General features: G+C 46.4%; 11 protein-coding genes. 7 read left to right on the top strand and 4 right to left on the bottom strand.

All coding sequences use genetic code 11. From position 1 onward, the window contains the following. Nucleotides 1-13 precede the first annotated feature (13 nt). The 4 genes from pgl to gndA form a co-directional block, all read right to left on the bottom strand. Nucleotides 14-739 carry a 6-phosphogluconolactonase gene (gene pgl / locus Q1V85_RS20775; protein WP_300602672.1) on the bottom strand — a complete coding sequence of 242 codons (726 nt, stop codon included), beginning with the start codon at nucleotides 737-739 and terminating at the stop codon, nucleotides 14-16. After that, nucleotides 739-2,274, bottom strand: a complete 1,536-nt coding sequence (zwf, locus tag Q1V85_RS20770; protein WP_300602669.1) for a glucose-6-phosphate dehydrogenase — start codon at nucleotides 2,272-2,274, stop codon at nucleotides 739-741. The genes pgl and zwf overlap by 1 nt, the downstream gene beginning before the upstream one ends. Nucleotides 2,275-2,450: 176 nt before the next feature. Continuing rightward, nucleotides 2,451-2,840: a GxxExxY protein gene (locus Q1V85_RS20765; protein ID WP_300602668.1), complete on the bottom strand. Its 390-nt coding sequence runs from the start codon at nucleotides 2,838-2,840 to the stop codon at nucleotides 2,451-2,453. Nucleotides 2,841-3,102: 262 nt separating this feature from the next. Further along, nucleotides 3,103-4,521 carry an NADP-dependent phosphogluconate dehydrogenase gene (gndA, locus tag Q1V85_RS20760; RefSeq protein ID WP_300602665.1) on the bottom strand — a complete coding sequence of 473 codons (1,419 nt, stop codon included), beginning with the start codon at nucleotides 4,519-4,521 and terminating at the stop codon, nucleotides 3,103-3,105. A gap of 161 nt (nucleotides 4,522-4,682) precedes the next feature. On the opposite strand from gndA, the gene Q1V85_RS20755 reads away from it, so the two are divergent. From Q1V85_RS20755 to Q1V85_RS20725, 7 genes are all read left to right on the top strand, one after another. Next, nucleotides 4,683-5,753, top strand: a complete 1,071-nt coding sequence (locus tag Q1V85_RS20755; RefSeq protein ID WP_300602662.1) for an N-acetylmuramoyl-L-alanine amidase — start codon at nucleotides 4,683-4,685, stop codon at nucleotides 5,751-5,753. 90 nt (nucleotides 5,754-5,843) lie between these two features. Continuing rightward, on the top strand, nucleotides 5,844-8,462 hold the full coding sequence (locus tag Q1V85_RS20750) for a glucosidase (RefSeq protein WP_300602659.1): 2,619 nt from the start codon (nucleotides 5,844-5,846) through the stop codon (nucleotides 8,460-8,462). Nucleotides 8,463-8,945: 483 nt separating this feature from the next. After that, a complete protein-coding gene (locus Q1V85_RS20745) occupies nucleotides 8,946-9,221 on the top strand; it encodes a hypothetical protein (RefSeq protein ID WP_300602656.1) in 276 nt (91 codons plus the stop codon). Further along, nucleotides 9,218-11,257: a M13 family metallopeptidase gene (locus Q1V85_RS20740; RefSeq protein ID WP_300602653.1), complete on the top strand. Its 2,040-nt coding sequence runs from the start codon at nucleotides 9,218-9,220 to the stop codon at nucleotides 11,255-11,257. Before Q1V85_RS20745 ends, Q1V85_RS20740 begins: the two co-directional genes overlap by 4 nt. A gap of 324 nt (nucleotides 11,258-11,581) precedes the next feature. After that, on the top strand, nucleotides 11,582-12,382 hold the full coding sequence (locus tag Q1V85_RS20735) for an HAD family hydrolase (RefSeq protein ID WP_300602651.1): 801 nt from the start codon (nucleotides 11,582-11,584) through the stop codon (nucleotides 12,380-12,382). Between the two features lie 197 nt (nucleotides 12,383-12,579). Beyond that, nucleotides 12,580-12,837, top strand: a complete 258-nt coding sequence (locus Q1V85_RS20730; RefSeq protein WP_300602649.1) for a hypothetical protein — start codon at nucleotides 12,580-12,582, stop codon at nucleotides 12,835-12,837. After that, nucleotides 12,837-13,994: a hypothetical protein gene (locus Q1V85_RS20725; protein ID WP_300602648.1), complete on the top strand. Its 1,158-nt coding sequence runs from the start codon at nucleotides 12,837-12,839 to the stop codon at nucleotides 13,992-13,994. The genes Q1V85_RS20730 and Q1V85_RS20725 overlap by 1 nt, the downstream gene beginning before the upstream one ends. Nucleotides 13,995-13,997: the final 3 nt, after the last annotated feature.

The raw sequence follows: 13,997 nt of genomic DNA, 5'->3' as shown, positions 1-13,997 counted from the left end.
AAAATTATTCCTGCTATCCTTTCCCCGTAACCGCCGCCTCATCCAGCATCCAGATGGTTTGCCCTTTCTGCGGAGCTACGCCCTGCACGGGGTAAAGGTGTTTGGCGTTCTTTGCAAAGATCTTTTTCAGGATCGGATATTTATTCGCATCACCCACCAGCAGCATCACTTCCTTACTTTTATTAATAAGCGTATAAGTAAAGCTGATGCGCCAGGTTTGTTTGCTTTCCACCCATACTTCTTTTACCAGCCGTTTTGTTTCGGTTAAGATGGTGGTGCCGGGGAACAGGGAAGCGGTATGCCCGTCATCACCCATGCCCAGTAGCGTTAAATCGAACTGCGTACTTTTACCAAGCACTGCTTTTACATTGGCTTCATATGCTGCAGCGCAGGCAGCCGGTTCTCCCTTAGTGGGCGTGGCAAAAACATTTTTCCGGGGGATGCGGATATGGTCCAGCAAGGCTGTCCGGCTCATTTTATAATTGCTTTCATCGCTGGTATGCGGCACAAAGCGCTCATCACTCCAGAAAATGAATACTTTTTTCCAGTCGATATTATTGCTGAAGGCCGGTGTAGCCAGAATTTCAAACAATCTTTTGGGCGTACTGCCTCCGGAAAAAGCTACGGTAAAACGGTCGTTGGCTGCAATGCTTTTTGCGGCCGCACTTACAAAATGATAAGCAGCAGCAAGGCTCAATGCTTCTTTATCTTTCCAAATAAGTTGAATCGGGTTGCTCATTATTTAATTTCTTTTCTGCGTTCTTTGCAAATATAGCGGTCTCTGCCATTCGGCGGTGGCAGCAGCACCCATTGGAAGCCATCTTTTTTAATAAGCTGCTCCGCCTTCCTTGGGCCCCAGCTACCGGCAGGGTATTTTTCCAGCCCGGTTTTTCCATTCTTTTCCCATTCCTGCAAAATGGGCATCACAATACTCCATGCGGTTTCCACCTGGTCTGCCCGCATAAACTGTGTTGCATCCCCTTCCAATGCGTCCAGCAACAAGGTTTCATAAGCTTCCGGCGGTTGTTCGGCAAAGGATTCATAATAGGTAAAGTCCATTTCAACGGGCTTTAGTTTCATCACAGGCCCGGGTACTTTTCCTTCAAACAACAAGGTGATTTCCTGTTCCGGCTGTATGCTGATGATGAGCTGGTTGGGCGTTACATCATCCTTAAATATTTTAAACGGGGAATCTTTAAAGGTGATCACAATCAGAGAGGATTGTTTCTGCAGGCACTTGCCCGTACGCAGGTAAAAGGGCACACCCTTCCAGCGGTCGTTGTCAATATACATCTTTGCTGCTGCATAGGTTTCCGTAGTGGAACCTTTGGTGATGCTGGTTTCCTGTAGATAGCCCTGCTGGTGCTGCCCGTCAATTTCGCCGGCGGTATATTGCGCCCGTACCACATCTGAAGCTACCGTTGATGGCGTAAAGGGACGTACGCTTTTCAGTACTTTTACTTTTTCATTGCGGATGGCTTCTGCATCATTGCCCTTCGGACAATCCATACCTACCACGGAAAGCAACTGCATCAGGTGGTTCTGGATCATATCGCGCAGGGCGCCGCTCTTATCATAGTAACTGCCGCGCGTGCCTACACTTACTTCTTCGGTTACGCTGATCTGTACGTTTTCAATAAAATTCCGGTTCCAAAGCGGTTCAAAAATATAATTGGCAAAACGGAAGGCCAGCAGGTTCTGCACCACTTCCTTGCCCAGGTAATGATCGATGCGGTAGATCTGGTTCTCTTCAAAATTATCTTTGAGCAATTTGTTCAGTGCTTTAGCAGATGCCAGGTCGGTACCAAAGGGCTTTTCCACCACAATGCGGTCCTTGTTGGGCTGCGGCGCCAGTTTATATTTGGAGATGGATTTGGAGATGGGATCAATAAACGTAGGGGCTACCGAATAATAAAACAGCCGGGTAGCGCGTTTCTTCCAGTCCTTATCATTCTTATTCAAAATGGTCTTAAGCCGGGTATAGGTATCATCCAGTGTAAAATCGCCCTGGAAAAAATAGAGCTTCTTAATAAACTGATTCCATTGTTCGGGCTTGGCCTTTCCGCTCCGGGAAAAATTATTCACGCCTTCCAGCATATGCTTTTCAAAAGAATCTTCGGGCATGCCCTGGTAGTGAACGGCATAAATGGCAAACTCCTCCGGCATATAGCCATAAATAAACAGGTTATAAAATGCAGGGATCAGTTTTCTCCAGGAAAGGTCTCCAAAGCCGCCGAAAATCACAATATTGGCGGGTGTTTGTTTAAAGCTCATATAAACGGTTTAATTTTTTACGCTACAAAGCCACAGGGCACTAAGTTACGCAAAGGAATGTTTAAAAGAACGGATTTCGCCACAAAGACACGAAGTCACAAAGGTGCACAAAGTGATAGTATGGTTTCAGAAATCTTCGTGTTTCTTAGCGGCTTAGCGCCTTAGTGGCCCGGGTTTTACAGCACCATTCTTTTAATCCCGTTTTTGATCAGCGATACGGAGAAATTGATGATAAAGCCCAGATGTTTATCTGAAAGTTTAAGATAACTCAACAACTGCGCTTCCCAAACCGGATGATAATTTTCCTGTGCTTTTAGCTCTACAATGATCAGGTCGTCGACCAGGATATCCAATCTTAATCCTTCGGGGAATTCTATATCATCATATTTTATCGGAACTTTCCTTTGTTGGATGAATGGTATGTTTCTTTTGGAAAGTTCATAACAAAAACATGTTTGATAAACGGATTCCAATAAGCCAGGCCCCAGCTTATAATGAATGGTATAAGCGATGTCAACTACTTGCTTAGCCAACACTTCCCGGTAGGCATAAAAACTGCTGTTCATTTTGGTGTTTTTTAGGTTTGTGAATGAACATAAAGTTAGGAAAAGGGAACTAATGCCACAAAGAAGAATATCATTGCCACAAAGAAACACAAAGGGCGGTATGACTTTAGAAATCTTGGTGTTTCTTAGAGCCTTGGCGCCTTGGTGGCGAAATTGCCGTGGAACCACAAAGTCCCAAAGTCACAAAGAAACACAAAGCGGTTATGTGGCATTAAAAATCTTCGTGTTTCTTCGTGTCTTAGCGCCTTCGCGGCCCAAAAAACTATTGTGCTTCTGCCGGTGTATACGGCCAGTCTGTATGAAAACTTCCCGGCTTATCAATACGCTCATACGTATGTGCACCAAACAGATCCCGCTGAGCTTGTATCAGGTTGGCGGGTAAACGCTCTGTAGTATAGGCATCAAAATAATTCAGTATTGAAGATATCGATGATGCTGCTACACCTGCATCCATGGCGGTTTTGAGGAACTGTACGATCGCTTTACGCTTTTCTTTCAATACACCGGAAAACTGTGTGGACCCGATAATATTTGTTAACGCCGGTTCTTTTTCATACGCGTTGAACAGATCCTTCAGCAACACGGAGCGGATGATACAACCGCCACGCCATACTTTTACTACGGTCTTGATATCGATCTCGTAGTTGTAATTGGCCGATGCTACCTGCAAAAGCTCCAGTCCCTGGGCATAGGCCAGCATGAACGAAAAATGCAGGGCATCGCGGCAAATGTTTTTAAGGGCCTCCAGGTTGGTACCGGTTTTTTGGTTCTGGTGATCATAGAGCTTTGAAAAAGCCGTGCGTTCGTCTTTCAGTGCCGACAGGTACCGCATGGAAACGGCAATATCAATGGTAGGCAGGGGCACGTTGAGCTCCAGTGAGCTTTCGGAGGTCCATAAACCGGTACCTTTTTGTTTGGCTTTATCCAGGATCAGGTCGATAAGGTCTTTACCGGTTTCAGGATCTTTCTCCCGGAAAATTACAGCAGTGATCTCGATCAGGAAGGATTGCAGCTCACCCTGGTTCCATTCTTCAAACAGGTCGGCAAATTGCGCATTGGTCATGCCTTCATTCTTCAGCAATCCATATACCTCACTGATCATCTGCATAACAGCATATTCAATACCATTGTGCACCATCTTTACATAATGCCCCGCAGCGGTATGTCCCATATAGGCTACACAGGGCTCACCTTCCGCCCTGGCGGCAATGGCTTCCAGGATATCTTTTACCAGTTCATAGCTTTCTTTGTTGCCACCCGGCATCATGCTGGGACCAAAACGGGCGCCATCTTCACCGCCGGAAACACCCATCCCAATGAAATGGATCCCGGAGTTTTGCAGCTCCTGGTATCTTCGTTCGGTGTCGATAAAATGCGAGTTACCGCCGTCGATGAGAATATCGCCTTTCTGCAACTGCGGAACGAGTTCGCCGATCACGGCATCCACGATCTTTCCGGCAGGAACCAATAACATAATGATGCGGGGTGTTTCCAGTTTGGCAACCAGCGCTGCAGAAGAAGCAGCGGTTGAAACAGGTTTGCCCTTTCCGGCTTCTTCGGTGATTTTTCGCTGGTTTTCATCGCGGTCATAACCGCAAACTTCAAACCCATGATCCGCAATGTTTAATACCAGGTTCCGACCCATTGTTCCCAATCCGATCATACCAAATCTTGCAGCCATAAACTTTTTTTTCTAAAGGTAATACTGCATTAACAAAATCATAAAATAAATTGTTCGAATGCACAATTTTAGCCGGGATCGGCCATTTTACGAGGATTTTCGTTACTTTCACCTAAGGAAACGGCCTTATTTTATAGATTCATTGAACGAAACGATCAGAAATGTTGAGCAGCAAAGCATTATTTAGAATGGCATTGTTGATGGTGGTGCTGTACGCCTGTGGCACTTCGCAACCTGCCCGAAGGAATGTGTTGTCCCACACATCGCCGCCCGCTAATCAGAAACCTCCGGATAATAACCGTAACCCCAATCAGACCACTTTTACCAGACCCGAACAGATCACCACCAGGAAACCTCCGGAAGAACGGCCCGTGGTAAATACAAAAGTAGAACGGAGGGAAGAACCGGAAACCGACAATACCGCTGCTGCCAATACCTCGGCAGGCTACCGCTCCCCGGCTTTTTACAGGAACATTACAGACAGTATTCAGCGCGTTGCCGCAAAACCCAGTTATTATAAAATAACGGAGAACCTGTTTAAAGAAATGACGGTGGTGCCCAATCCAAAAAATCCGGCGGTAAATTCGCAATGGTATACCACCGTAAACTTTGATGTCCGGAAACCCAACTTTGTGATCCTGCATCATACGGCTCAAACCAGCGCCGAGCAAACCCTGTTTACCTTTTCCATTTCCCGTACCAGCGTAAGTGCGCATTTTGTAGTGGGACGCGATGGGGTTACTTACCAGATGCTAAACGAGTATATGCGTGCCTGGCATGCCGGCAAAAGCAAATGGGGCGCCATTACCGATATGAACTCCTGTAGTATCGGTATTGAAATAGACAACAACGGTACCGAACCGTTTTCTGACGCACAGATCAGTTCCCTCATCAAATTGCTGGGATACCTGAAAGATAAATTCGGTATACCCCAGGCCAATTTTATCGGGCATTCGGATATTGCCCCGGTACGTAAAAATGACCCCAGTAAATACTTCCCCTGGAAGCGGCTGGCCGAAGCGGGCTTTGGTTACTGGTACGATTCTGCCAACCTCGCAGAACCACCTGCAGATTTCAATGCCCTGCTGGCCCTGCGGGTGATCGGGTACGATATTACCACGCCGGCTTCCGCCATCCAGTCGTTCAAGCTGCATTTTATACAAAACGACAGTTCACCGATGTTAACAGATTACGATAAAAAAGTTTTGTACAACGTATACCGGAAGTATTGATTCACCGGAAATCCCCTTAATTTTAAAAAAGATATTTTTGTAGCCTCCATATCTAATCCATATGGAGGTTTTTAGTTAAAGTGAAAATTGATGACAGCAGAACATAAACGTCTTGCGGAAAATGCAAAAAAGCAAATCCCGTTGGAGCAGTGGGGGCCTTATGTAAGTGAGCGCCAGTGGGGCACCGTACGGGAAGACTACAGTCAGAACGGTGATACCTGGAACTATTTTCCATTCGATCATGCGCATAGCCGCGCTTATATCTGGGGCGAGGACGGCCTGGCCGGTATTTCTGATTATTTTCAAAACCTCTGTTTTGCAGTAGCACTTTGGAACGGACAGGATAAAATATTGAAAGAGCGACTCTTTGGTTTGGGAAATCATGAAGGTAATCATGGGGAAGATGTAAAGGAATTGTACTTCTACCTCGATAACCTGCCTACGCATTACTACATGGAATACCTGTATAAGTATCCACAGGAGGCCTTCCCCTATGAACAGCTCCGGGAGCAGAACCGGATACGGGATAAGAACCAAACGGAGTACGAGATCCTGGATACCGGTATCTTCAACAACCGAAAATATTTCAATGTACATGTTACCTACGCAAAGGAAACAAGTACGGATATTGCTATACGGATCAATATTACCAATCTTTACAGCGAAGCTGCCCCCATTACCGTATTGCCGTTGCTTTGGTTTTATAACCGCTGGTCCAACGGCTCTAATACAGCGGTACCGGATATTGCATGGGTAAACGATCATACGGTGCGGGCAACACATAACCGCATCGGCGATTACTATTTTTATTTCCAGGGGGCTGATGATGCACTGTTTACCGACAATGAAACCAATTTTGAAAAGTTGTTCGGTCGCCCCAATAACAGCATTTTTGTAAAAGATGCGTTTCACGATGCGATCATCGAAGGGAAAAATACCGATCAGTTGCGCAACCGGAAGCATGGTACCCGTTTTGCGCCGGTGTTTAAGCGTACGGTCAATGCCGGTGAAACGATCTCCATTTATTGCCGGCTTACCAATCAGCCGGCGAAGGATCCGTTCAATGCGCAGTTCCTGCAATTGTTCGACGACCGGAGAAAAGAAGCGGATGCCTTTTATGAAGCAATATTCCCCAAAGGTATTAACCCCAATATAGCACGGGTGCAGCGACAGGCGCTGGCAGGGCTGCTGTGGAGTAAGCAGTATTACCATTATGATGTGGAACGCTGGCTGAGTGTATCCGATGGCATTACACCCATCATACCTTCCCGTCTTACCGGACGGAACAGTGAGTGGACGCATTTAAAGAACCAGGATATTATTTCCATGCCGGATAAATGGGAATATCCCTGGTATGCGGCCTGGGATCAATCGTTTCAGTGTATTTCCATGGCCGTGGTAGACCCGGTATTTGCAAAGAACCAGCTGCTGTTGCTGATGCGGGAATGGTTTATGAAACCCGATGGACAGCTGCCTTCCTATGAATGGAATTTCAGCGATGTAAATCCGCCGGTGCAGGCCTGGGCGGCGATGGAGATCTATGAAATAGAGAAGAAGGCAAAAGGAAAAGGGGATATCGATTTCCTGAAAAAAGTATTCAACAAGCTTACGATCAATTTTACCTGGTGGATCAACCGCAAGGATCTGAAGGGCGATAATATCTTTGAAGGCGGCTTCCTGGGGCTGGATAATATCGGGGTATTTAACCGCAGTTATCACGATAAAGGCGAAATGCAGCTGGAGCAGGCCGATGGTACCAGCTGGATGGGGATTTATGCGCTGAATATGATGGATATTGCCCTGGAGATCGCGGTGGTAGATCCCTCCTTTGAAGACATGGTGACCAAGTTCTTTGAACACTTTGTATTGATCGCAGAGGCATTGAATGACCATGTGTTGTGGAACGAGGAAGACCAGTTCTTTTATGATGTACTGTGCATGCGGGATGCACCGCCCCAGCCGCTGAAGATCCGGTCAATTGTAGGATTGACCTCGCTGTACGCGGTGAACATCATGAACAAGGATATTTTTGATAAACTGCCCGATTTTAAGAAGCGGTTTAACTGGTATAAAAATTACCGGCTGAAGAACGATCTGTTCTGGCCCAATGAAGAAAAAGGAGATGGTGAAGAAATGCTGATGTCGCTGGTGCAGCGCGACCGGCTGAAGGCGCTGCTGACGCGCCTGCTGGATGAAACAGAGTTCTTATCTGATGGCGGCATCCGGGCTTTATCCAAATATCACGAAGCGAATCCGTATTCCGTTACCATCAACGGCGAAGTGCATTCCATCCGGTATGACCCCGGTGATTCCACCTCCGATATGTTTGGGGGCAATTCCAACTGGCGCGGACCGGTATGGATCCCGATCAATTTTATCATCATCCAGTCGATCAGGCGGCTGGGTAAGTTTTATCACGATTCCTTCCTGATGGAATATCCCACGGGATCGGGAAATATGATGAACCTGTTCAATATTTCAACGGAATTATGCAAACGGGTGATCAGCCTGTTTCAAAAAGATACCAATGGCAGCCGGCCGATTTACGGGGAATACAACTGGTTCTTTAACCTGCCGGAAAACCAGGATCTCATCCTGTTTTACGAGTATTTTAACGGGGATTCCGGTCGCGGGCTGGGCGCCAACCATCAAACCGGTTGGTCGGCATTGGTAGCGGAAATGATCAGTGAATTGGCGGATAGGGAATAAACAAACCAGTTAGGTCTTAGGGACCTAACTGGTTTAAATAAAAAAAGCATCGTGCTTCTGTTCAAAACCGGTTTCCCGGCTCATCACTTACTAACCCGATGCTTTTTTAATAGCTTCTGCATTGTTGCTGTCGGAGAAACCTGGTTACAGTTGTGCATTCCTTTTACAGACCACACAGCTAAAACGACTGATTCCCGGCAACCGGCAAGGCTTCCGCTGTTTTGCTTAAAATTCCGGGCGGGTGTTTGCGCTTCCCTCACGCCGAACGCTCCAATACCTTGCGGTATTTCGGCTGTTCTGCCTTTGAGCAAGTGCCCCCGTCCTTGCTTTATTAAGCGAAGACGTTCCTGTTTTTCTGGCTGCTTAACCCCGGTTCCATCCTTCATTGCTGTCAGACAAAAGCGGCATCAAACAAACCTGATTTCAAAGAAACTGTCAGTGCGCGTTTGACAAAATCGTCTAATAAATTAATCGTTTCGTCAATTGCAATTTGAAGATACGATCCGCAACTGCCCATTTCCAAATTTCGGGGTCGGTTGTTTTGCAGTGGTTGTGAACAATAAAATGCACAAAAAAAGCCGCTTATTCACCAAAAACCGGGGTTTTGAACCGGTTATGCCCAAAGAAATGCACATTTTGAATTTAGCTGACGCTTTATCCATTAAAACAGGACGAGCTTCTTTTGAAAATCTTAAATGCGTTATGCCATGTGAATTAAAATATATTTATTTTCATGCCCTAATTGATCATATAAAATGAAAATATTTTTAAAAGCGGGTATTTGGGGCGCCGGTACGGCCCTGTTGTTAAGTGCTTTTCCGGTGCAGGCTCAAAAGCAGAAAAAATTTATTGATCCGGCCAATATGGATCGCTCCGTAAAACCCGGCAATGATTTTTACGAATATGCCAGCGGTACCTGGATAAAAAACAACCCGGTTCCGGCAAAGGAAACCCGTTGGGGCAGCTTTAACGTACTGCGTGATTTTAATATCAACGCGGTAAAATCCATCCTGGAAAAAGCCGGGGCCGATAAAAATGCGCCGGCCGGCTCTGTAGAAAAGCGGGTGGGTGATTTTTATGCCGCTGGTATGGATAGTGCGGCCATCGAAAAACTGGGCTATAATCCCATAAAGGGAGACCTGGCTGCTGTGGATGCCATACAAACACAGCCGGAACTGCTTCAGAAGATCAACGGGCTCCGCGTAAGTGGTACGGCTTCCCCGGTATATGGGTTTTTTGTAGGGCAGGATCGTAAAAATGTAGAGGTGATGATCCCGCAGCTTAGCCAGGGGGGCACTTCACTGCCCGACAGGGACAATTACTTAAAAGATGACCAGCGGTCGGTGCAGATCCGCGACGCCTATGCCAAATACATAACCACGCTTTTTGAACTGGTGGGTACCCCTGCCGAAGCAGCCCGGGCAAATGCCGCCACTATTTTTAAAATTGAAAAACAACTGGCCGCGGCGCAATTGAGCCGGGTTGAAATGCGGGATGCATACAAGACCTATAACAAATTTTCCCTCGATGAGCTGTCTAAGATCACCCCGGGACTTAACTGGAAAGAAATCCTGTCTGAACTGGAAGTGAAAGGCCAGGACAGCATCCTGGTAAATAACCCGGCATTTTTTACAACAGCAGCAGCACTGCTGAAGACAATCCCCTTGAATGACTGGAAAGTATACCTGAAATGGTACCTGCTTAAAGGATCCGCGCCTTATTTAAGCACCCCGTTCGTAAACGCCAATTTTGCATTTACACAGGCATTAACCGGACAAAAAATTCAAACGCCCCGCTGGCAGCGGATGTCGTCTTTAACCGATGGAAACATTGGTGAGTTGCTGGGACAGTTGTATGTAAAAGAGTATTTTAAACCCGCAGCAAAAGCCAGGATGGAGGAGTTGGTAGCCAATCTCCGGAAGGCATTTGAGATCCGGATCAAAGGGCTCGACTGGATGGGGGCGGCTACCAAGGAAAAGGCGCTGGCAAAGCTGGCGGCCTTCCGGCCGAAGATCGGATACCCCGATAAATGGGAAAATTACAACGGCCTGGTCATCGATCGCAATAACTTTTTCCAGAACATCAGGAATGTAAATAACTGGAGCTATCATTTTATGATCAGTCGCCTGGGTAAACCGGTAGACCGTGAGCGTTGGGGAATGACGCCGCCCACCGTAAACGCTTATTACAGCGCCACGCTGAACGAGATCGTTTTCCCCGCTGGTATTTTACAGTTCCCATTCTTTGATCCCAATGCAGATGACGCCGTGAATTATGGCGGTATCGGGGCGGTGATCGGTCATGAAATGTCGCATGGTTTTGATGATAACGGAAGCAAATATGATGCAGACGGTACCCTCCGCAACTGGTGGACAGACGAAGACCGGAAGAAATTTGATGCCAAAGCGGATGCGCTTGCCCGGCAATTTGACGGTTATACCATATTGGATACCATTCATGTAAATGGAAAATTGACGCTGGGTGAAAATATTGGCGACCTGGGCGGGTTAAATGTGGCGTACGAAGCGTTTAAGATGACAAAGCAAGGTCAGTCTAACAAAAAGATAGATGGCTTTACGCCCGATCAGCGTTTTTTCCTTGCCTGGGCACAGGTATGGAGGGGAAATATTCTTCCGGAAACAGCAGCTCAATTCATTTTAACCGATCCGCATTCCCCGGGTGAGTACCGGACCATTGGCGCGCCGGTAAATATGGATGCCTGGTATAAAGCCTTTAATGTAAAAGAAGGCGATAAACTGTACAAAAAGCCCGAAGACCGGATCCGGATGTGGTAGCCACCTCCCTTTGGGAGGGATGTAAAATATTGAATATTAAATGAGAAAGGCAGAAGTGGTATTTGTTTCCAGGACAGCAGTTCGCTGAGCAAAGCAGATGATTCTCTTTTACTTTTTCATTTAATATTTTCACCATGTTCCCATTGTCTCACAGGTTTTCTGCAACGGAATCTGCATTTGTATTTGGAATTTGTAATTTCCACATTTCCACATTTTCACATTTTCAAATTCTCACATTCCCTGCAGGGGCATTACCTTTGCAGCGCTTTCTGAAAACGGAATAAGCCGTTTGATCATTCAAAGTCAGGGGGCCGTATCGGATAAATGGTAAAATTGATTGTTACAGACCTGGATGGGTCCTTATTAAATGATAAAAAAGAACTCCCCGCGGGATTTTGGGAATTTGAAAAACAGCTGGTGCAGCAACATATAGTGCTGGGCATTGCGAGCGGCCGGCCGCACCACAACCTGCTGACGCTTTTTGAGCCCATAAAGGATCATACCTACTTTTTATCGGATAACGGGAGCTATGTAACCTACCAGGGTAAGGAATTGCTGGTAGAAATGCTGGACCGGGAAGCCGTTAACACATTTGTTCAAAAAGCCCGGACCTTGAACCAGGTATACCCTGTGCTTTGTGGCAAGGATAAGGCCTATATGGAAAATAAAGAAGAGTCCCTGCTGAAACAGGCACTGCAATATTACCAGCACTATGAGCTGGTGGATGATCTGACAAAAGTTACGGAACCGATCCTGAAAGTATCTCTATGTGACCTGATCGATGCTGAAACCAATAGCTACCCGCATTTTAAACAATATGAAACCACCTATAAAGTAGCGGTAGCCGGTGAACGATGGCTCGATTTTACGGCTTTTAATGCCAATAAAGGAGTAGGGGTGAAGCTGGTGCAGCAGGCGCTGGGCGTGGGTTATGATGAAACCATGGTTTTTGGTGATTACCTGAACGACCTGGAAATGATGCAGGTGGCCAAATACAGTTATGCGATGAAAAATGCGCATCCCGGTATTATTGCCGCGGCTAATTTTGTTACTAATTTTGATAATAATGAGGAAGGCGTGGTACGCGCTGTATGCGATAACCTCATATTGGAACCGCAGCCGTAAAGGCATTTAAGGGGAAATGATGGTTATCACCTCGGTGGTCTTACCAACATAAAGTTGCGAGTGACAGCCGGCTTATGTATTGAACGTTAATTACAGATTTATCCTATTGTCCACCACGGCAAATCAGGATAACTAAACGTACATTCGCCATCGTCCATTCATAGCAGAGACTCGGGTTTTTTTGTGACAAAAAATCTGTGACACTCTTTTCTTGTCACAAAAAAATTGTCACAACAATGACGGTCTCATTGATGTTGCTGCTTGAGTACCGGCCTGAAAAACAGCTAAAAAGAGGCGTTCTGCTTCAAAAAATGACGATTTTCCGCCTGCGTCCGGGCAGCTTATTTGCTAATAAAACATTAAAAACGTTTCCACATGGCAACAAATACGCCGGCCTTGCGTCTTATAATGGATATATTTATAATGCGATTGCAATTAAACGGATTCAGTATTGATGAAAGGAATTACAACGTTTTTCTTGGTTTTTTTTGTTACAGGTATTATTGCGCAAACGCCAAAAGCGCAGCTTCAGCTGGAATGGTTCCAGGAGGGCCATATCCTCCAGGGTGTTTCTATAAATAAACAGGATGATCAGCTGGTATTTGTAAAGCGGCTCCGGAACAAAGAGGCCGGGGCTGTAATAACTGTACCTCCTGGCACAGAAAACCGGATCGGTTACGGAAAAGATACCAGCCGTTTGCTGGACCCGGTTATTGTGCATTATGATCTGAAAAGTCGGCGCCTCATGTTGCTGGATTACGGCTGGGCACCCCGGTTTTCGCCCAATAGCCAGCGGGTGGTTTATGCATACCAGGAAAAGCCGCTTAACGGAGCCCGGATCGTGGCCGCATCCTTAAAAGGAAACGGGATCCGGGTTTTTGAATTACAGTCAAAAAAGGCAGCCGACGCTGTTACAACAGCGCGTGGATTTTTAATGGATCCGGTATTTACTGATTCTGCAAGGATCATCTATAAAACAGGAGATGCGGTAAATGGCCCGTATGCGGCCGGTATTTCGTTGCACCGGTACAACCTCTTTACAAAGAAAACAGAACTGCTGTATGGCGCCCGGATCCGGCACCGGTTATATGACCTGCTGGGGGATGTATACGGTTCCGGCAATAACTATGCATTTACCGTATACAGTCCGCAGGACTCTGCACCCGGGCTGGCTAATGAATATTCCCACCTGTTAATGCGGGGGCAGGATACATTACACAATTTTGGTATCCGGCATTACAGTAACCTGGATGCAAAATTTGCTATGCTGCCAGGCGATCAGCTGGTTTACCTGGATGATAATCACCTGATGGCAGAGGATACCAGTTTTATTGTTACCTATCGGTCGGGGAAGGTTATTTCGAAGAAACCGCTGAATGTTGAGTTCAGCAAGGCCTGGCTGAGTCCGGACGGCCGTTTTATGTTTTATATAAACAGTGAGCAGGAGGCATTTATATTGAGGATTTCCGATTTCTCAAAGTTGCAGCTGCCACTGGTAAAAAAAGAGATCCACTCAGTGGTATGGTCCGATGATGGGCGCCAGGTAGCTGTGGTTCAGGATCATGAAACGCTTTCGCATACCGATAAACTGTACCTTTTTTCTGTAATCTAGCGC

Origin of the sequence: Niabella sp. (genome assembly GCF_030150205.1) — a bacterium.
Taxonomy (GTDB): domain Bacteria; phylum Bacteroidota; class Bacteroidia; order Chitinophagales; family Chitinophagaceae; genus Niabella.
Note: the sequence above shows the minus strand (reverse complement) of the source record. Positions and strands in the feature narration are given on the sequence as shown.

Coding starts and splice junctions, on each gene's coding strand:
- Q1V85_RS20735 (WP_300602651.1), top strand. CDS start 11,582: ATGGTAAAATTGATTGTTACAGACCTGGATGGGTCCTTATTAAATGAT.
- gndA (WP_300602665.1), bottom strand. CDS start 4,521: ATGGCTGCAAGATTTGGTATGATCGGATTGGGAACAATGGGTCGGAAC.
- pgl (WP_300602672.1), bottom strand. CDS start 739: ATGAGCAACCCGATTCAACTTATTTGGAAAGATAAAGAAGCATTGAGC.
- Q1V85_RS20765 (WP_300602668.1), bottom strand. CDS start 2,840: ATGAACAGCAGTTTTTATGCCTACCGGGAAGTGTTGGCTAAGCAAGTA.
- Q1V85_RS20750 (WP_300602659.1), top strand. CDS start 5,844: ATGACAGCAGAACATAAACGTCTTGCGGAAAATGCAAAAAAGCAAATC.
- Q1V85_RS20740 (WP_300602653.1), top strand. CDS start 9,218: ATGAAAATATTTTTAAAAGCGGGTATTTGGGGCGCCGGTACGGCCCTG.
- zwf (WP_300602669.1), bottom strand. CDS start 2,274: ATGAGCTTTAAACAAACACCCGCCAATATTGTGATTTTCGGCGGCTTT.
- Q1V85_RS20725 (WP_300602648.1), top strand. CDS start 12,837: ATGAAAGGAATTACAACGTTTTTCTTGGTTTTTTTTGTTACAGGTATT.
- Q1V85_RS20755 (WP_300602662.1), top strand. CDS start 4,683: ATGTTGAGCAGCAAAGCATTATTTAGAATGGCATTGTTGATGGTGGTG.